Raw genomic sequence first — 17363 nt, 5'->3', positions numbered from 1 at the left:
GCGGGTGAATCCACGCCGCGCCCGACGTACTTCCCCGCATCCGCCGAAGCCCAACTTAGGCTGACACTCGATGTATCCGAGAGTCACCGCCATCGTCGTCGCCCAGAGTGGCGGCCCCCACCTTCAGCGCACTCTCGACGCGCTGGCGGCCCAGACCAGGCAGCCGGATGTCGTGATCGCCGTCGACTGCGCGTCCACCGACGACGCCGCCAAGCTTCTCGCCGAGTTCCAGCCCACCCACCTGCTCTCCGTGCCCGAGAAGGTCTCGTTCGGCGACGCGGTCTCGACCGCGGTTCGGGTGACCGCCCCGCCGACTTCCGATCACGAGTGGCTCTGGCTGCTCGCTCAGGACACCGCCCCGGAGCCCGAGGCCCTCGAGGCACTGCTCGGCGCGGTCGAAGTCTCACCGTCCGTCGCCGCGGCCGGGCCGAAGCTCGTCGACTGGGACGATGCTGCGTTCATCCGCGAGTTCGGTGAGGCGATGACTCCGTTCGGTGCCGCCGTGCCGCTCGTCGAGAACGAGATGGATCAGGCGCAGCACGACGGTCTGACCGATGTGCTCGCGGTGTCGTCGGCCGGGCTGATCGTCCGTCAGACGCTCTGGGACAGGCTGGGCGGGTTCGACCGCGGCCTGCCGACCGCCGACGACGGTCTGGACTTCTGCACCCGTGTCCGGCTGGCCGGCTTCCGGATCGTGCTGGTCGCGCAGGCGCGCGTCGCCCTGGCGGGAGACGGGATCGCCGGCCCCAACCTGTCGAGCAAGTGGCGCGTGCGCCGCCGGCTCGCGAAGGAGCGCCGCGCCGCGCAGTTGCACCGCCGCATGGTCTATGCGCCCGCAGCGGCCGTGCCCTTCCACTGGCTCAGCCTCGTGCCGCTCGCGATCGTCCGGGGGATCGGGCGCATCGTCCGCAAGGAGCCCGGGGCCGTCGGCGGAGAACTCGCCGCGGCCTTCCGTGTCGCCTTCTCGGGGATGAAGGTGAGCAACGCCCGCCGGATGCTCGCCAAGAACAAGGTGGTCGGCTGGGCGGCGATCGCGCCCCTGCGCATCCCGTTCGCCGAAGTTCGCCGTGCGCGCGCCCTCAAACGCGAGGCGGCCCTCGTCGGTCAGCAGGGCGAACGACAGGAACTCGACTTCTTCGGTACCGGCGGCGGCTGGACCGTGGTGGGCGCCCTAGTCATCGGCGTCGCCATCTTCTTCCCGCTGCTCGGCAGCGGGGCCATCGGCGGAGGCGGCCTGCTGCCCCTGAACAGCTCGGTGGGACAGCTCTGGGCGAACCTCGGCTACGGCTGGCGCGATGTCGGCCTGGGGTTCGTCGGTGCTGCCGACCCGTTCTCGGCGGTGCTCGCCGTTCTCGGCACGATCACCTTCTGGCAGCCGTCGTTCGCCATCGTGGCGCTCTACTTCGCAGCTTTGCCGCTCGCCGCACTCGGCGCGTGGCTGGCCGCGGCGCGTCTGACGAACCGCACACTCCTGCGCGTCTTCGCCGGACTCGCCTACGCTGTGGCGCCGACGCTGCTCTACGCGATGCAGAACGGCCGTCCGGCAGCGATCCTCGCGCACATCCTCCTGCCGTGGCTCTTCTTCGCGGGCCTAGCGGCACGCCGCTCCTGGGCCGCGAGCGCAGTCACAGCGCTGCTGGCCGCCGCCACCGTGGCCTGCGCGCCCATCCTCATCCCTGCTCTGCTCGTCGCGTGGATCGCCGCGGTGGCGTTCGCGGGCCGTCGTGCGGTGCGGGTCGCCTTCATACCGCTTCCCGCGATCGTGCTGTTCGCTCCTCTGGTCTGGCAGCAGATCGATCGGGGCAACTGGCTGTCGATCTTCGCCGACCCCGGTGTGGTTCAGGATGCACGGCAGACGCCGGCCTGGCAGCTCGCGCTCGGTTTCCCGGACGGCACGCTCGGCGGCTGGCACACGCTGGCCGAGGCTTGGCAGATCCCTGCAACGGTTCCGAACATCCTGGTTCCCCTGCTGCTCCTGCCGATCGGCGTGCTGGCGCTGCTCGCGCTCTTCCTCCGCGGGTCGAGCCGAGCGATCGTCGCGCTGCTCGTCGCGCTCGTCGGGTTCCTCACCGCCGTGACCGCTCTGCACGTCCAGGTGGCGACGGCCGGCTCGATAGTCGCACCGATCTGGCCGGGAACGGCCGTCAGCCTGTACTGGCTCGGCATCATCGGCGCGGTCGTCATCTGCCTGTCCGCTCTCGGCCGGGCAGCGGTCTATCCGGTCTGGGTGGCCATCCTCGCGCTCGGTCTCGCGATCGTTCCCGTTGCGATCGCCCTGCCGGCCGGGCAGTCCAGCGTCGCGGCGAGCGACGGCCGCACCATGCCCGCCGTGGTCGCGGCCAAAGCGTCTGCCCAGCCCCGGATAGGCACCCTGCGCATCACACCGGAGCCCGGCGGTGGGATCGAAGCCGAACTCATCCGCGGGTCGGGCCTCACCCTCGAGAAGCAGAGCACCCTCGCCTCCACCGAACGCGAGCTGTCCGCCGACCAGCGCGCCCTCGCCGCACTGGCCGGCAACCTGGCGTCGCAGAGCGGATTCGACGCGACCGGCCAGATGCGCGAGCTCGGCGTCGACTTCGTGCTGCTCGCTCCGCCGGCGACTGCCCTCGGCGAGAAGGAGATCAGCGGACCAGCGAAGGCGACCACGACCCGGGCGTCGACCGCACTCGACTCGAACCCGATCCTGGCACCCGTCGGCACAACCGCCAACGGGCAGCTCTGGGCATTCGACTCGGGGACCAGCACGGTGCCCGCCGCCGCGAAGATCCCTGCGGACGCGGGAGGCGTCTGGCGGATCGTCGTCCTCCTGGTGCAGGGGCTGGTGATCGGTCTCGCGCTGCTGATGTCGCTTCCGACGGTCCGCTCGGCCGACCGGGTCGCCGAACTGAACGCCCGCCGCGCGAAGCGCACGGGCTCCCGCGACGAGGATGCGGCAGTGACGCCGGACGACGAGCCCGACGCGAGTGACGACGCCGTCCGCGACGAGGGTGTTCCCGACTACGACGGCGAGCCCGAGGACGAAGCCGCCGTGGAGGCGGCCGACGAGATCCCGGAACCCGACATCGAGGCGCCCCGAACCGAATCAGCCGCCGCGATGCCCGACATCGAGCACACTCGTCCACGGCACGAGCGCGTGACCACTCCGACCACGCTCGAGGACGGCCTCGACGAGACGATCGTCCGCCCGCGGCGCGGACCGGAAGGAGACGCTCGTGGCTGACAAGCGTGGCATCGCCCGAGTGAGCATCCGGGTCGTCGCCGGTGTCGTCGGCATGGCCGTCGCCACACTGGCGATCGCGGGCGCGACGCTGCTGCCGATCCCTTCGTTCCAGGTGGCGGCGCCCGTCTCGACGGTGAGACCCGTTCCGACGGACCAGCAGCGCGTCTGCCCGGGCGCTCTCCTGTCCCTCGCATCGGACGCCGGCGCGGCGACGACGGCTTCGGCATTCGGCAGCGCGGGCTCGGTCTACGGCACGGACGGCGCCGATCTCCAGACCCGCAGCCTCAAGCCCGGTTCGGAGACCTCGAGCCGAGGCCAGGCGCCGACAGCTCTGACCGTCTCGACTCCGCAGGGTGCGACCGAGCCGCCGCTGGTGGCTGGAGCGCAGAGCCAGCAGGCCGCCGAGGACGACATCAGGGGCCTGGCGGCGTCATCCTGCGGCGAGGCGGCGGCCGACAGCTGGCTCGTGGCCGGATCGAACTCGCTCGGTCAGACGAGTCTGATCCTCCTCTCCAATCCGACGTCGGTGCAGGCGACAGTGAACCTCACCATCTTCTCGGAGAGCGGATCGGTGGATGCGCCAGGCGCATCCGGAATCGTCGTGCCGCCCGGCGCGCAGAAGGTCGTCCCGCTCGCCGGGCTCGCCCCGAGTGCGACCGCTCCGGTCGTGCACGTCGAGAGTCTGGGTGGACAGGTGCTCGCCTCCATCCAGCAGAGCTTCGAGCAGGGCATCGATCCGCGAGGCGTCGAGCTGACCGGTGCCACGGCGCTCCCCGACCGCACGCAGGTGATCTCGGGGATGACGATCGCAACGCTCGCCACGCTTACCGCGAGCCAGTCCGGCGAGGGCTACGGCGCCGATCTGCCCGCCGTGCGGCTGTTCGTGCCCGGCACCCAGGATGCGGAGGTGACGGTCGGCGCGGTCGGTGAGAACGGAACGGCCGCCGGCAACTCGTATTCGACGACCGTGAAAGCCGGCGTCGTGGCCGAGGTGCCGCTCGACGGCCTCATCGACGGCAGCTACACGGTCACCGTGCGCTCGAGCGTGCCCATCGTCGCCGCTGCGCGAACGTCGGTCGCCGCGGGCACCCTACGCGACTTCGCCTGGTTCGTCTCGTCGCAGCCGATGGTCGACGAGTTCCTCGCCGCGATCCCGACCGGACCATCACCGGTCGTCCACTTCGCGAATCCGGGCGACGCCGACCAGACCGTGACACTGACCACCGCGAACGGCAAGGCCACGACGGTCTCCGTCCCCGCCGAAGGCTCGGCGAACGCGCCGGTGGGGCGGGGGATGATCACCGTCACCGGTGCCGACGGGCTCGTCGCGAGCGTCAGCCTGGCGTCGGCGGGCGAGACCGCCAGCTACCCGCTCGCTCCGCCGGGGCCGCTCGCGGCGCCGTTGGACGTGTACCCGGGCTGACGTCCGTCAGAAGTGGCGGAACCGCTCGGGCGCCAGATCCCAAGGGTCTTTGCCCAGCAGCTCGGCGACCGCGCGGAACACGCATCCTTCGACGTACATCCGGCGATGGAGGTCGTCGTTGCGGTGCAGCTTGGCGAGCCGCTGGATCGGCACGCGGTAGAGCACGATGCGCCGACGCGCGTGGTCGACCTGCCAGCGATCGACGCCATCGTTGCCCGCCACCCCGATCGGCGTGGCGGCCACCTCGAAGTGCACGTCGGCGAGCTCGCGCGGCCAGATGCCCTTCAGGTAGTCGGCCGTGGAGGCGACGGTCATGTCGAAGGAGTCGATGCGGTTGTGCAGCATCGGCAGGTGGGGTCCGGTGACCGGTCCGCGCGCCCCGCGTCCGTGCCTGCTGCGCCAGCGCGAAGTCGCTGGCGGCTCACTGCTGGTGCGGCGGTTGCGGGGCATGTCGTCATCCTACGACGCCGGCGCTCCGGTAGTCTGAGCCCGATGTTGAGCCGCCTGTGTTCCCGTGTGGCGTGCCCGCGCGATGCCGTGGCCACGCTCACATACGTCTACGCCGATTCGATGGCCGTGCTCGGCCCGCTCAGCCACAATCACGAACCGCACGCGTACGATCTGTGCGCCATCCACGCCGAGCGTCTCTCGGCGCCCCAGGGATGGCAGATCGTGCGCCACGAGGTCTTCCGTGAAGTAGGTTATGGGGCGTGAGCAGCTCCTCCAGCATCGACCAGATCCGCGCGTCCCTCGATACGGTCATCAAGACCTATGACGTGCGGGGGCTCGTCGGCGAGAACCTCACCGAGGAGATCGTGGCCGCCATCGGGGCCGCCTTCGTCGACGTGGTCGGAGCCTCCGGGCAGGAGGTGGTCGTCGGGCACGACATGCGCGACTCCTCCCCGGCGTTCGCCGCCGCGTTCGCACGTGGCGTCCAGGCACGAGGGGGCGACGTGGTCTCCATCGGGCTGTGCTCGACGGATGAGTCGTACTACGCGTCCGGCTCGCTCCAGGCGGCCGCGGCCATGTTCACCGCCAGCCACAACCCGGCGACCTACAACGGCATCAAGCTCTCCCGGGCGGGGGCCCAGGGGCTCAGCCGCGACACGGGTCTCGCCGCCGTGCGCGACGGAGCCGCGGTCTACCTGCGCGATGGCATCGACGCCGTCGCCGAGACCGGGACCTTCCGCGAACAGGATGTGCTGGCCGGGTACGCCGAGTACCTGCGCTCCCTCGTCGACCTCTCCGGCATCCGGCCCATCACGGTCGTCGTCGACGCGGGCAACGGGATGGGCGGGCTGACGGTGCCTGCAGTTCTGGGCGAGGCCGCGGGGCTGCCGGCTCTGCCCATCACCATCGTGCCCATGTACTTCGAACTCGACGGCTCCTTCCCGAACCACGAGGCGAATCCGCTGGAGCCCAAGAACCTCGTCGATCTGCAGAAGGCGGTCGTCGAGCACGGCGCCGACCTCGGGCTGGCGTTCGACGGCGACGCCGACCGCTGCTTCGTCGTCGACGAGAAGGGCGACGCCGTCACGCCGTCGGCCGTAGCCGCGATCGTCGCCCTGCGCGAGATCGCCCGCGCACGTGCCGCGGATCCGGACGCCGAGATCACGGTCATCCACAACCTCATCACCTCGAACGTCGTCCCGGAGACGATCGCGGCCGCAGGCGCCATCCCGCTGCGCACCAGGGTTGGTCACTCGTTGATCAAGGCGGCGATGCGCGAATCCGGTGCCGTCTTCGGTGGCGAGCACTCGGCGCACTACTACTTCCGCGACTTCTGGAGCGCCGACAACGGGATGCTCGCGGCCATGCACCTGCTCGCCGAGTTCGGCGCTCAGGAGCGCCCGCTCTCCTCTCTCTCGGCCGAGTTCACGCCGTACCCGATGTCGGGCGAGATCAACTCGACGGTCGAGGATGTTCCCGCCGCGTTCACCCGCATCGTCGAAGCGTTCACGAGCCGTGCGGAGTTCGATGAACTCGACGGTCTGACCGTGACCGGCGTCGTCGGCGGGGACGAGCCGTTCTGGTGGTTCTCCGTGCGCTCCTCGAACACGGAGCCGCTTCTGCGGCTCAACGTGGAGGCCGGTGACCGGGCGACGATGGAGCGCATCCGCGACGAGGTGCTCGCGCTCATCCGCGTCTGAACCGCGGGCGCAGCGCCCGCGAATCCGTCATCTTGGGAATGAGGGGCCGGCGGATGCGAGAATGGAGCAATGGCCTCCACCACCGTCGCTGAAACGTCCACCGCCCATCCGTTCGCAGTCGCCGACCTCGGCCTCGCCGAAGCCGGGCGCCACCAGATCCGGCTCGCCGAGAACGAGATGCCGGGCCTGATGTCGCTCCGCGAGGAGTTCGGCGCCTCCCGGCCGCTGGCGGGTGCGCGCATCGCCGGTTCGCTGCACATGACCGTGCAGACGGCCGTGCTGATCGAGACCCTCGTGGCCCTCGGCGCGCAGGTGCGCTGGGCGAGCTGCAACATCTTCTCCACGCAAGACGAGGCGGCTGCCGCCGTCGCCGTCGGTCCGAACGGAACGCCCGAAGCGCCCGCCGGCGTCCCGGTGTTCGCGTGGAAGGGCGAGACGCTCGAAGAGTACTGGTGGTGCACCCAGCGGATCTTCGACTGGACGGGCGAGGCCGAAGCGGCGGGAGCCGACTGGACCGGGCCGAACCTCATCCTCGACGACGGCGGCGACGCCACCATGCTCGTGCACAAGGGCCGCGAATTCGAGCTCGCCGGTGCCGTCCCCGAGCCCGCTGCGGGCGACAGCCACGAATACCGTGTCGTCCTCGCCGCCCTGAAGGCATCGCTCGCCGAGTCGACCGATCGCTGGACCACGGTGGCCGACGGCATCATCGGTGTGACCGAGGAGACCACGACGGGCGTCCACCGCCTGTACGAGCTGTTCCGCGACGGCGAGCTGCTGTTCCCCGCCATCAACGTCAACGACTCGGTGACCAAGAGCAAGTTCGACAACAAGTACGGCATCCGCCACTCGCTGCCCGACGGCCTCAACCGGGCGACGGATGTGCTGATCGGCGGCAAGGTCGCATTCGTCGCCGGCTATGGCGACGTCGGCAAGGGCGCAGCGGAGGCGCTGCGCGGCCAGGGCGCGCGGGTCATCGTGAGCGAGGTGGACCCGATCAACGCGCTGCAGGCCGCGATGGACGGCTACCAGGTCGCCCGCATCGAGTCGGTCGTCGACCAGGTGGACATCTTCGTCACCGGCACCGGCAACCTCAACGTGATCACCGTCGACCACATTCTCGGCATGAAGCATCAGGCCATCGTCGCCAACGTCGGTCATTTCGACAACGAGATCGACATGGCCGCCCTCGAGACGCTCGAGGGCGCCGAGAAGGTCGAGATCAAGCCGCAGGTGCACGAGTGGCGCCTCCCCACCGGCCGCAGTGTCCTGGTGCTCTCCGAGGGCCGGCTGATGAACCTCGGAAACGCCACCGGCCATCCGAGCTTCGTGATGAGCAACTCGTTCACCAACCAGGTGCTCGCCCAACTCGAACTGTACGTGTCGCCGGAGAAGTATCCGGTCGGCGTCTACGTGCTGCCGAAGCACCTCGACGAGAAGGTCGCCCGCCTGCACCTCGACGCCCTGGGCGTCGAACTGACCACCCTGACCGACGAGCAGGCGAAGTACATCGGCGTACCCGTGGAAGGCCCGTACAAGGTCGACCACTACCGCTACTGATGGTGCTCGAGTTCGCCGACCGGGAGCTGCCCGGGGGCCTCGTGCTGCGCGTGCTCCGCGAGGAGGATGCTGCGGAACTGGCGGCAGCGTACGCCCGCAACCGCGGCCACCTGGCGCAGTGGGACCCGACACGCACCGAGGAGTTCTACACGGACGCCGGGCAGTTCTCGCGCGCCCGCGAATTCCTCGCCATGCGGGAGCTCGACACGGCGCTCCCGCTGGTGCTGATGGACGGCGACTCCATCGCCGGCATCATGAACCTCACGTCGATCGTGCGGGGTGCGTTCCAGAGCGCGATGATCGGCTATTGGCTCGACCGCGGCCACACCGGGCGCGGGCTGGCCTCAGGGGCACTGAACGCCGTCATCGAGGCGGCGCGCGACGACTACGGGCTGCACCGCATTCAGGCGGCCACCCTGCTCCACAACCATGCTTCGCAGACGGTGCTCACCCGGGCCGGCTTCGAGCGGATCGGCGTCGCACCGGCCTACTTGAAGATCGCGGGCCGCTGGCAGGATCACGTGCTCTTCCAGCGCATCCTGCACGACTGACGACCTACGCTTCGAGCCCGTCGAACTCGGCGAAGGCGCGCACGGGGAACGTGCCGAAACCTTCGACGGCGGGCGGCGTCGCCGTGAAACGAGCGCCCCGGGCGGGGACCTCGCCGAGGGCGGTGAGGTGTTCGACGACGTGGATGCCCGCCTCCAGCAGGAGGGAGTGCGCAGGCCTCTCGCCGCCGGACTCCGTGTCGTCGATGTTCAGCGAGTCGATGCCGACGAGCGCAACGCCCGCCTCGACGAGGTGCCGCGCACCGCGCTCGGTGAGGTAGGGAGCGCCGGTGGCGTACGCGGGTGTGCCGAAATGCGCATCCCACCCGGTGTGGAGGAGCACGGCCGTGCCGGCGAGTTCCCGGTCCCAGAAGACCTCGGGAGGGATGCCGCGGGTGGTGGCATCCGCCAGGTGGAAGACCTCCGCGGGCAGGCCGACGAGGGTGCCCAGGTCGAGTGAGGCGAGATCGCCACCGTCGGCATAGCGGTGGAAGGGGCTGTCGAGGTAGGTTCCCGTATTGCCGATCATCGTGATGACGTCCAGCTCGAATTCGGTCCCCGGAGCGTATACGGCACGCGAGTCCTCCCGCGTGAGATGCGGCGTGATGACGGGCGCCGGCAGTCCGGGGTAGGTGATGAGGCCCGCGCGGATGCGGTGGCTCAGGTCGACGAGGCGCCTGCGGCCGTTCGCGGCGTCTCCGCGCCGTGGGCCGACGGCGTCGCGGCTCCCGCGGTGCTGCTCCTCGACGATGGTGAGGTTGCTCAACCGCACCTCGCCGACGAGCGCGAGACCGAGGTGGCGCACGAAGAGCTCGGCGATCTGGGACGCGTCGAGCTCATCCGTCGGCAGGTCGAGTCGGAAGGCGGTCGCTTCGAGGCCGCCCCCGTTCGCGAAGGTGACACTCGCGTCGAAGTGGGCTCGGTAGTCGGGCATGCTCATCGCTCCGGGAAGTCGTGGGGAAGGCCGGCGAGGGTCGGCCGGAGGCGCTCGAGTCGCTGGTGCTCCAGGTTCAGAGCGGCGGCATCCCGATCGCGGCGGAGAACGGACACGACGAGGAGGAAGGTCTCCGCGTCGGTGGGCGGCAGGGGTGAGACGAAGGCGGCGGCCTCGTGAGCGAGCTCCGTGCTGAGCCCCGCCCGCGCGGCGGGGGTGAGGTAGGCGGCCTGTCGTACGTACTGCGCGATGCGGCGTGACAGGCGGTCGGGCAGCCTGCCGACGTCGGCGGTCGAAGCCCATGCGGCCAGGTGCGGGGGCACGCCGTAGAGCGGAGTCGCGACCTTCGGCACCCGCTCCATCTGACTATAGGTGCCGGCGAGGAGGTCGCCCAGCCGCTTCGAGCGCGCGTTCAGCAGACCGGTGAGGGCGGCGATGCCGCCGATGGTCATGAAGATCTCGAGAACGCCGGTGAGGGCGCGGATGAACGCGTGGCGAAAACCGATCGCCCCACCGTCGTCTCGCACGATCCGGGCGCCGACGACCAGTTTGCCGAGGGAGCGCCCGCGAGCCGCGAGTTCGACGGTCATCGGGAGCACGACCGTCCCGAACACCAGGATGAGCACGATGAGCGTTCGCCCGAGGGCGTCGTCGAGACCGCTTCCGGTCCAGACCAGCAACAGGACGGCTCCGAGCATGACGAGCATGTAGACGAGCCAGTCGATGGCCGTTCCCGCGGCTCGCAGGATGTAGCTGGCCGGCTTGACGTCGAGCGTGACCGCCTCGCCGGTGACGACTTCGCGTTCGCCGGAGGTCTCGAAGGGGGCGGGGGCCGGGGCCATGGCTATCATCTAAGCAGATGGATCTCGACGCATACACGGCAGCCCACAGCGCCGACTGGGACAGGCTCGCCCAGCTGGCGAAACGACGGCGTCTCGACGGCCGCGAAGCGGACGAACTGATCGACCTCTACCAGTCGGGCGCCACGGATCTGTCGGCCATCAAGACCCTCGCGGGTTCGACGGCCACGGGCGACCGGCTGTCGGTCGCGCTCGCGGGCGCCAGACTCCGGTTCACCGGCGCCGGGGCCAACCTGTTCTCGCAGATCCCGCAGTTCTTCGTGCTGCAGCTGCCGGCCGCGCTGTACCGCATCCGGTGGATCGTGCTGGCGGTCGCCCTGGGCACGATCGTGGTCTCGACCCTCTACGCGGTGTGGATCGCGGGCAACCCGGATGTGCTGGCCAACCTCGGTCAGGACGCGCAGCTGCGCCAGTACGTCGAACACGATTTCATCGACTACTACTCGAACAACCCGGCCGCATCGTTCTCCGGCCAGGTCTGGACCAATAACGCGTGGATCGCCGCGCAGTGCATCGCGTTCGGCATCACCGGTGTGTACGTGCCGTACGTTCTGATCCAGAACGCGATCGGTGTCGGAACGGCGGCCGGCGTCATGTTCGCCTACGGCCGCGGCGACGTCCTGTTCTCGTACATCCTGCCCCACGGTCTGCTCGAGCTGACCAGCGTCTTCGTGGCCGCCGCCGCCGGGCTGCGCATCTTCTGGGCGTGGATCGCGCCCGGCGCCCGAACGCGCGCCCAGGCGCTCGCCGAAGACGGCCGAGCCCTGTTCACCGTGGCCATCGGCTGCGCGATCACGCTGTTCGTCTCCGGACTGATCGAGGGTTTCGTCACCCCGTCGTCCCTCCCGGTCTGGCTGAAGATCTCCATCGGCGCACTCGCCCTGGCGGCGTTCCTCGCCTACATGCTCGTCCTCGGCCGTCGAGCCGTGCGCGCCGGTGAGACCGGCGACCTCAGCGAGTTCGAGGCGGGCTCCCGTCGCGTGGTCGCAGGCTGACGTCCACGCCCGGTGTCGCGCTGCGGCTCAGAGCCGTCCGGCGGCCTTCAGCGCAAGGTAGCGGTCGCTGAGAGCGGGCGGAAGGTCGGCGGGGGAGCCCGTGACCACATCCGCGCCCGATCGCTGGATCGCCGCGGTCACCCGGGCGACATCCAGCAGGGAGCGCTCTGCCGCCGCCGCTCGGTACACGCCGTCGCGGTTCGCACGCTGCCCGGTGGCGCGAATGGTCTCCGGGTCGGTGACGGATGCGACGACGACCGTGTGCTTCTTCGCCAGCTGCGGCAGCACCGAGAGAAGCCCGCGGGAGGCGCCGGGAGCTTCGATCGATGTCAGCAGCACGACGAGTGAGCGCTGGCTCGTGATGCCCGCCACCTGCGTGGGCACGGCGGTCCAGTCCATCTCGATCAGGGCGGGTTCCAGTCCGGCCATTACATCGACCATGCGGGCGAGCAGGTCGCCCCCGGTCGCGCCCTGCACCCGGCCGCGCACGGTCCGGTCGTAGGCGAGCAGATCGACGCGGTCGCCCGCCCTGCTCGCGAGGGCGGCGAGCAGCAGCGCCGACTCGAATGCGGTGTCGATGCGGGGCTCGTTCTCGATGCGAGCCGCTGAGGTCCGCGCCGTGTCGATCACCAGGATGACGCGTCTGTCGCGTTCCGGACGCCAGGTGCGCACCATCACGCGGGCACCGCTGCCGGAGGTCGGGTCGTGCCGCCGTGCGGTCGCCCGCCAGTCGATCGAACGCACGTCGTCCCCGCGCACGTACTCGCGCAGGGAGTCGAATTCGGTGCCCTGGCCACGCAGCTGCACGCTGGTCATCCCGTCGAGCTCGCGCAACCGGGCCAGTCGCGAAGGCAGGTGCTTGCGGGCGGCGAACGGAGGCAGTACACGGACGGCCCCCGGCGCACTCAGCGTCGCCTGGCGCCCCCACAGTCCCAGCGGCCCCCACGCCCGGATGGTGACCTCGGCGACCCGGCGCTCGCCCCGCCGCCACGGGGTGAGCGTTCCCGTGATCCGGCGCCGCTCCCCGGGCGGCACCGTCAGGGGCCGGCGAGGGCGATCGAGGCCGGCGGACGGCTCCCACGCATCCCGCAGCCCGCCGCGGATCGTGCGCGTGCCCGTGTTCGTGACGAGCAGTTCGCTCACCGCTTCGGCTCCCAACCGCACGCGAGCGGGCAGCCGGCGCTCCAGGATGACACGACGAGGGGATGCGGCGAGCAGCAGGTCGAGAAGGCCGAGCAGAACGCACAGCACGATCCACCCGCCGAGCGCGAGATAGGCCGTGCCCTCGTGCGCGCCCAGCAGCACCACCGGGATGATGCCCAGGGCCAGGAGAGCGACGAATCGGCCGGAGACGGTCACGGCGCGGCCTAGATCGGAACCTGAACCTGCTGAACGATCGACCGCAGGATGGCGTCGACGCCGACCCCCTCCAGTTCGGCCTCCGGTCGCAGCTGCACACGGTGCCGCCAGACCGGCAGCAGCATGGCCTGAACGTGGTCGGGCGTGATCGACTCGTATCCGGAGAGCCACGCCCAGGCCTTCGCGGCGGCGAGGAGCGCCGTGGTGCCACGCGGGCTCACGCCGAGCTTGACCGATGGGCTCGACCTGGTCGCCCGGGCGAGGTCGACGATGTAGGCGAGCACATCCGCCGTCGCTCCGACCGAAGCGGTGGCGACCCGTGCGGCTTCGAGGTCGGCCGCGCCGAGCACCGGCGTGACGCCCGCCCCGGCCAGATCGCGCGGGTTGAACCCTGCGGCGTGCCGGCGCAGCACCTCCACCTCGGAGTCGCGCTCGGGAACGTCGAGCGTGAGCTTCAGCAGGAAGCGGTCGAGCTGAGCCTCGGGGAGTGCATACGTGCCCTCGTACTCGATCGGGTTCTGGGTCGCCGCGACGATGAACGGGTCGGGGAGCGGCCGGCTGACGCCGTCGACGCTCACCTGACGCTCCTCCATCGCCTCGAGCAGGGCCGACTGCGTCTTCGGGGGCGTGCGGTTGATCTCGTCGGCGAGCAGGATGTTCGTGAACACCGGCCCCTCGCGGAACTCGAATCGGCCCGTCTGCCCGTCGTAGACCAGCGAACCGGTCACATCGCCTGGCATCAGGTCGGGGGTGAACTGGATGCGCTTGGTATCGAGGCTCAGCGCGTGGCTCAGCGAACGCACGAGCAGGGTCTTGGCGACGCCCGGCACACCCTCGAGCAGCACGTGTCCGCGCGTCAGCAACGCGATGATCAGGCCGGAGACCGCACCGTCCTGGCCGACCACCGCCTTGCCGACCTCGCTGCGCACCCGGCTCAGCGCCTGGCGCAGCTCAGCCGAGCCCGGAGCGGCTGCTGCCGCCGGGGTCGGGGTCGTTGGAGTGGGCGTGGCGGCGTCGAAGCCGCCGGAGCCGTCGGAGCCCGGTGTTGTTCCGGTGGTCAGGTCTGTCATGCATCCATTCTTCCGGTCGGTCCGCCCGTGGTGGGGGAGACGGCTGCCGCGGTGGCTCGTTCGAGCTCCGCCAAGTGGTCTGAGAGGGCGATCAGTTGCGCATCCGTGCCCGGCACGTCGTCGAGGAGGAGGCCGCGGATGGCGGTTCGTTCGCGACCGGTGATGGCGGCGACAGCGTCCGCGATCTCCGTCGTCGTCGCCGCCTGCGGCAGGCCCGCGAGTCCCGCGAGGCGGCCCAGGGACCCGATGCGGAGCGAGTCGGCGGCGCGCAGCCTGGCTGACGAGCGCTGATAGAGCCGGGCGCGGCCCTCGCGGGTCTCGCCGGCGCGCACGACGACCGGCAGGTTCTCGATGACGAGCGGGCCGAATCGACGGCCCCGCCAGAATGCCGCCGCGATGGCGACGACGATGAGCAGGATGACGACCGGCGTCACCCAGCCGGGCGTGAGCGCCGAGAGGTCGGGCGGCCCCGTGACCGGACGGTCGAGCACGCTGGGCAGGTACCAGACGAGTGTGCGGTGCTCCCCGAGGAGGTTGAACGCGAGCGCCGCGTTGCCGGAACGGGCCGCACCGTCGTTCATCAGGATGCTCGCCGAGCCGAGCAGGAACACCGTGCGCCCCTCGACGGTGGACTCGACGAGCGAGTACTGCCCTGTGCTCGAGCGGAAGCATCCGGTGGCACCCGAGTCACCGAGTCGGAACGTTCCCGGAACGGTGGCGCCCTCGGTGTTGCCCGTCGGATGCGGATCGATCCGCCCCGCTGCGACGGCGGCGGGAACGGAGCAGCCGGCGGCGAGGACGCCGGAGCCGGAGGGCCGGCCCGCCGCATCCACGCCGGGCGCGAGCTGTTCCAGGGTGCGGAATCCGGGTTCGACGACCACGATCGTCGAGGCCACCGACGTCAGCGAGTCGTAGCCGTCCGCGTCGAGGTTGCCGTCCGGGTCGTAGACGAGCACGGTCGTGTCGTCGGTGGCGTGGCCGCGCACCTCGTCGAGCGTGCTGGCTCCGAAGACCCCGACGCCCTGCTGCCGGAGCACCTCGACGACGGCCTGCGAGCCGACGGGACCGGGGTTCGCCAGGTCGAGGGGAGTCCCGACGTTCACGGCCCGGCCGGAGAACAGGATGCCGACCAGGGCCACGAGCACTGCGATCACCGCTAGGACGATCCAGGGAATGCTGCGTCTGCCGGCCTGTCTGACCGTGGGGGTGATCGCGGTCGCCTCGGCGCTGGGGCCGGACTCGGTGCCGGTGCCGTGACCCGGGCGGGTGGTCGTGCCGTCGAGTGTGCCGGTCACGCGAGCACCGCTATCGGTTCGGACTTCGACTGCTGGATGCTCGTGTCGAGTGCGACGAGCTGTTGGTACTGGGATTCGGTGCCGGGCCGATCGAGGTAGCGGACTCCGTCGAAGACGCGGGCCGCCGCGATGAGCCGCTCACGTTCGTGAGGGAGTGCGGCGGCGGCGAGATTGGCAAACTCCGCCGCGGTCGTGCCCGGCGTGACGGTCACGATCGTCCGCTCGTCCAGGCCCTGAGCGATGGCGCGGAAAAGCTCTTCGATGGCGACGACCCAATCGCTCAGACGCGCGGCGGCTGCCGCGGAGGCGCGCAGCTCGGATGCCGTGCGCGTGTCGTCGGAGCCGAACACGGACCGGTCCTTCGCTCCGCGTCGGTTGAGACGAGGCCGGCCGAAGATGAAGAACGCGGCGACGATCAGTCCCGCGACGAGCAGCACGATGACCGCCAGCAGAACCGGTCCGGCACTGCCCCCCGGACCTTGGAACAGCGAGTCGAGCCAGTCGAGCACAGCCTTCGAGGCGATGTCGAACCACGTCGGTTTCGCCGCCTGATACTCGGGTTTGGCGAGCTCGCCGACGATCCAGCGTTGTGCTTCCGGAGAGCTCGGATCGACGGGAACGTCGACCGGCACGACTCCGACCATCGAAAAGGTCATACGGATGGCGGGGAGGGCTGGACGGGCGGAAGGTAGGGGTCGCGAACATCCGTGCGACCGGATTGCCGGGCTTCCACGAAGCGGACGAGCTCCAGGTCGAGTCCTTCTTTGCGCATCCTGAGGTCGATGTAGAGGAGGGCGACGGTCGCGGTCTGCACGACCGACATGACGGCGCCGACGATCGCTCCGACGATGCTGGCGAGGATGTTGACCCCCAGTTGCGAGACGATCAGCTGCGAGAACGCGGACGGATCCCCGGTCGAGACGGAGGTCGGCGCGAAGATCCCGCCGAGCAGACCGCCGAGGATGCTGAACGGGATCGAGATGATCTGCACGACCGCGTAGACGATCACAGCGATCAAGGCGATGATGCCGAAGGTCTTCCAGAAGTAGCCACTGGAGAGATTCCACGACCGGACGACAGCCCGCCGGAGGCTGAGGCGCTCGAGGACGAGCGCGCTCGGGACCATCACGAGCTTGGTGTTCAGCCAGATCGCCAGGGCAGCGAGTCCGAGACCGCCGAAGATCACGACGGCGATGCCGCCGCCGATTCCCGGGCCGCCGCCGAGCGCGAACAACGCGACGGCGACCAGCACGACGAGCACGACAGCCAGCGTCCAGCCGAGGGCGAGCAGGAAGGTCCAGCCGATCAAGGCCCCGATGCGGCCCTTCACCAGGTGCCAGAGACTGCGGAACGACAACTTCTCGCCCACCGTCCCGCGTGCGACCTCGCCGACGACGACCCCCTGCAACAGGGCGCTGGAGATCGCGGAGACGACGGCGGCGAGCAGGCCGAGCACGATCGAGCCCCCGATCGCGCCCGCCGTGATGGCGGCCTGGTCGCTGCTGTCGGCGGTGGCGATGCGACTCACGAGCAGCACTGCGCCGCCGACGAGCAGCAGGCTGACGACGATCGAGGGGATGGTCTGGATCAGCAGTGCCGCGCCGACCGTGATCTTGGGGTTGCGTCGCAGCGCCTGGAAGGGAGCGCCGATCAAGGTCCCGAAGCTCAGCGGACGCAGCGGGATGAGACCGGGCTTCGGTGGAGGAGTCCAACCGGGTTGCTGGCCGTAGTAGTAGCCCGGCTGCTGGCCGTAGCCGTAGGGTGCCTGCGGGGGAGGCGGGGGCGTACCGGCAGCAGGCTGAGGCGCGCCCGGTGCGGGCGGCTGCGTCCCCGGCGCCTGCCAGTTCTGTTCGTCGGTCACGCCGTGCTCCTCACTCCCCGCGCGCGGTGCGTAGTCCACCCATGCTGGCACATCCGCGCCGAGGGCACTGTCCCACCCACAGGGCACT

15 protein-coding genes are annotated in these 17363 nt (G+C 70.3%); 7 read left to right on the top strand and 8 right to left on the bottom strand.

The genetic code is table 11. The features are described from left to right. Positions 1-70: 70 nt before the first annotated feature. Both ACFVV0_RS09235 and ACFVV0_RS09230 read left to right on the top strand, forming a co-directional pair. A complete protein-coding gene (locus ACFVV0_RS09235) occupies positions 71-3220 on the top strand; it encodes a glycosyltransferase (RefSeq protein WP_387061415.1) in 3150 nt (1049 codons plus the stop codon). Then, on the top strand, positions 3213-4643 hold the full coding sequence (locus ACFVV0_RS09230; RefSeq protein WP_387061412.1) for a DUF5719 family protein: 1431 nt from the start codon (positions 3213-3215) through the stop codon (positions 4641-4643). The genes ACFVV0_RS09235 and ACFVV0_RS09230 overlap by 8 nt, the downstream gene beginning before the upstream one ends. A 6-nt stretch (positions 4644-4649) precedes the next feature. Here ACFVV0_RS09230 and ACFVV0_RS09225 read toward each other — a convergent pair whose 3' ends face one another. Then, complete coding sequence (locus ACFVV0_RS09225; RefSeq protein ID WP_387061409.1) at positions 4650-5093, bottom strand: metallopeptidase family protein; 444 nt, start codon at positions 5091-5093, stop codon at positions 4650-4652. A 42-nt stretch (positions 5094-5135) separates the two neighbouring features. Here ACFVV0_RS09225 and ACFVV0_RS09220 point away from each other — a divergent pair, with 42 nt between their 5' ends. The 4 genes from ACFVV0_RS09220 to ACFVV0_RS09205 all read left to right on the top strand — a co-directional run bounded on the left by ACFVV0_RS09220 (position 5136) and on the right by ACFVV0_RS09205 (position 8904). Beyond that, entirely contained in the window at positions 5136-5357 is a 222-nt protein-coding gene (locus ACFVV0_RS09220) for a DUF3499 family protein (protein WP_387061406.1), read from the top strand. Beyond that, positions 5354-6793 (top strand): phosphomannomutase/phosphoglucomutase, encoded by a 1440-nt coding sequence (locus ACFVV0_RS09215; protein ID WP_387061403.1) that lies wholly within the window; start codon positions 5354-5356, stop codon positions 6791-6793. The genes ACFVV0_RS09220 and ACFVV0_RS09215 overlap by 4 nt, the downstream gene beginning before the upstream one ends. A gap of 69 nt (positions 6794-6862) precedes the next feature. Continuing rightward, the gene (gene ahcY, locus ACFVV0_RS09210) at positions 6863-8353 is read left to right on the top strand and encodes an adenosylhomocysteinase (protein ID WP_387061401.1); all 1491 of its coding nucleotides are present in this window, start codon (positions 6863-6865) and stop codon (positions 8351-8353) included. After that, positions 8353-8904, top strand: coding sequence for a GNAT family N-acetyltransferase (locus ACFVV0_RS09205; RefSeq protein WP_387061398.1), 552 nt, complete (start codon positions 8353-8355; stop codon positions 8902-8904). Before ahcY ends, ACFVV0_RS09205 begins: the two co-directional genes overlap by 1 nt. Positions 8905-8908: 4 nt before the next feature. Here ACFVV0_RS09205 and ACFVV0_RS09200 read toward each other — a convergent pair whose 3' ends face one another. Together ACFVV0_RS09200 and ACFVV0_RS09195 are read right to left on the bottom strand one after the other, a co-directional pair. After that, the gene (locus tag ACFVV0_RS09200; protein ID WP_387061395.1) at positions 8909-9835 is read right to left on the bottom strand and encodes a cyclase family protein; all 927 of its coding nucleotides are present in this window, start codon (positions 9833-9835) and stop codon (positions 8909-8911) included. 2 nt (positions 9836-9837) lie between these two features. Beyond that, positions 9838-10677, bottom strand: a complete 840-nt coding sequence (locus ACFVV0_RS09195) for an RDD family protein (protein ID WP_387061392.1) — start codon at positions 10675-10677, stop codon at positions 9838-9840. A gap of 17 nt (positions 10678-10694) precedes the next feature. Here ACFVV0_RS09195 and ACFVV0_RS09190 point away from each other — a divergent pair, with 17 nt between their 5' ends. Beyond that, on the top strand, positions 10695-11690 hold the full coding sequence (locus ACFVV0_RS09190; RefSeq protein WP_387061389.1) for a stage II sporulation protein M: 996 nt from the start codon (positions 10695-10697) through the stop codon (positions 11688-11690). Between the two features lie 27 nt (positions 11691-11717). Here ACFVV0_RS09190 and ACFVV0_RS09185 read toward each other — a convergent pair whose 3' ends face one another. Genes ACFVV0_RS09185 through ACFVV0_RS09165 form a run of 5 tightly spaced genes read right to left on the bottom strand, consistent with a single transcriptional unit; the run spans position 11718 to position 17275 of the window. Further along, complete coding sequence (locus ACFVV0_RS09185) at positions 11718-13049, bottom strand: DUF58 domain-containing protein (protein ID WP_387061386.1); 1332 nt, start codon at positions 13047-13049, stop codon at positions 11718-11720. A gap of 8 nt (positions 13050-13057) precedes the next feature. Beyond that, the gene (locus tag ACFVV0_RS09180) at positions 13058-14119 is read right to left on the bottom strand and encodes an AAA family ATPase (protein WP_387061383.1); all 1062 of its coding nucleotides are present in this window, start codon (positions 14117-14119) and stop codon (positions 13058-13060) included. Next, the gene (locus ACFVV0_RS09175; protein WP_387061381.1) at positions 14116-15414 is read right to left on the bottom strand and encodes a DUF4350 domain-containing protein; all 1299 of its coding nucleotides are present in this window, start codon (positions 15412-15414) and stop codon (positions 14116-14118) included. The genes ACFVV0_RS09180 and ACFVV0_RS09175 overlap by 4 nt, the downstream gene beginning before the upstream one ends. Next, positions 15411-16058, bottom strand: coding sequence for a DUF4129 domain-containing protein (locus ACFVV0_RS09170; protein WP_387061378.1), 648 nt, complete (start codon positions 16056-16058; stop codon positions 15411-15413). Before ACFVV0_RS09170 ends, ACFVV0_RS09175 begins: the two co-directional genes overlap by 4 nt. A gap of 8 nt (positions 16059-16066) precedes the next feature. Continuing rightward, complete coding sequence (locus ACFVV0_RS09165; RefSeq protein ID WP_387061375.1) at positions 16067-17275, bottom strand: hypothetical protein; 1209 nt, start codon at positions 17273-17275, stop codon at positions 16067-16069. Positions 17276-17363 lie beyond the last annotated feature (88 nt).

The organism is Leifsonia sp. NPDC058230, from assembly GCF_042882245.1.
Classification (GTDB): domain Bacteria; phylum Actinomycetota; class Actinomycetes; order Actinomycetales; family Microbacteriaceae; genus Leifsonia.
Note: the sequence above shows the minus strand (reverse complement) of the source record. Positions and strands in the feature narration are given on the sequence as shown.

Excerpts from the sequence above, each read along its gene's own strand:
- ACFVV0_RS09235 (WP_387061415.1), top strand. The coding sequence starts at position 71 with ATGTATCCGAGAGTCACCGCCATCGTCGTCGCCCAGAGTGGCGGCCCC.
- ACFVV0_RS09225 (WP_387061409.1), bottom strand. The coding sequence starts at position 5,093 with ATGCCCCGCAACCGCCGCACCAGCAGTGAGCCGCCAGCGACTTCGCGC.
- ACFVV0_RS09220 (WP_387061406.1), top strand. The coding sequence starts at position 5,136 with ATGTTGAGCCGCCTGTGTTCCCGTGTGGCGTGCCCGCGCGATGCCGTG.
- ahcY (WP_387061401.1), top strand. The coding sequence starts at position 6,863 with ATGGCCTCCACCACCGTCGCTGAAACGTCCACCGCCCATCCGTTCGCA.
- ACFVV0_RS09205 (WP_387061398.1), top strand. The coding sequence starts at position 8,353 with ATGGTGCTCGAGTTCGCCGACCGGGAGCTGCCCGGGGGCCTCGTGCTG.
- ACFVV0_RS09200 (WP_387061395.1), bottom strand. The coding sequence starts at position 9,835 with ATGCCCGACTACCGAGCCCACTTCGACGCGAGTGTCACCTTCGCGAAC.
- ACFVV0_RS09195 (WP_387061392.1), bottom strand. The coding sequence starts at position 10,677 with ATGGCCCCGGCCCCCGCCCCCTTCGAGACCTCCGGCGAACGCGAAGTC.
- ACFVV0_RS09190 (WP_387061389.1), top strand. The coding sequence starts at position 10,695 with ATGGATCTCGACGCATACACGGCAGCCCACAGCGCCGACTGGGACAGG.
- ACFVV0_RS09180 (WP_387061383.1), bottom strand. The coding sequence starts at position 14,119 with ATGACAGACCTGACCACCGGAACAACACCGGGCTCCGACGGCTCCGGC.
- ACFVV0_RS09170 (WP_387061378.1), bottom strand. The coding sequence starts at position 16,058 with ATGGTCGGAGTCGTGCCGGTCGACGTTCCCGTCGATCCGAGCTCTCCG.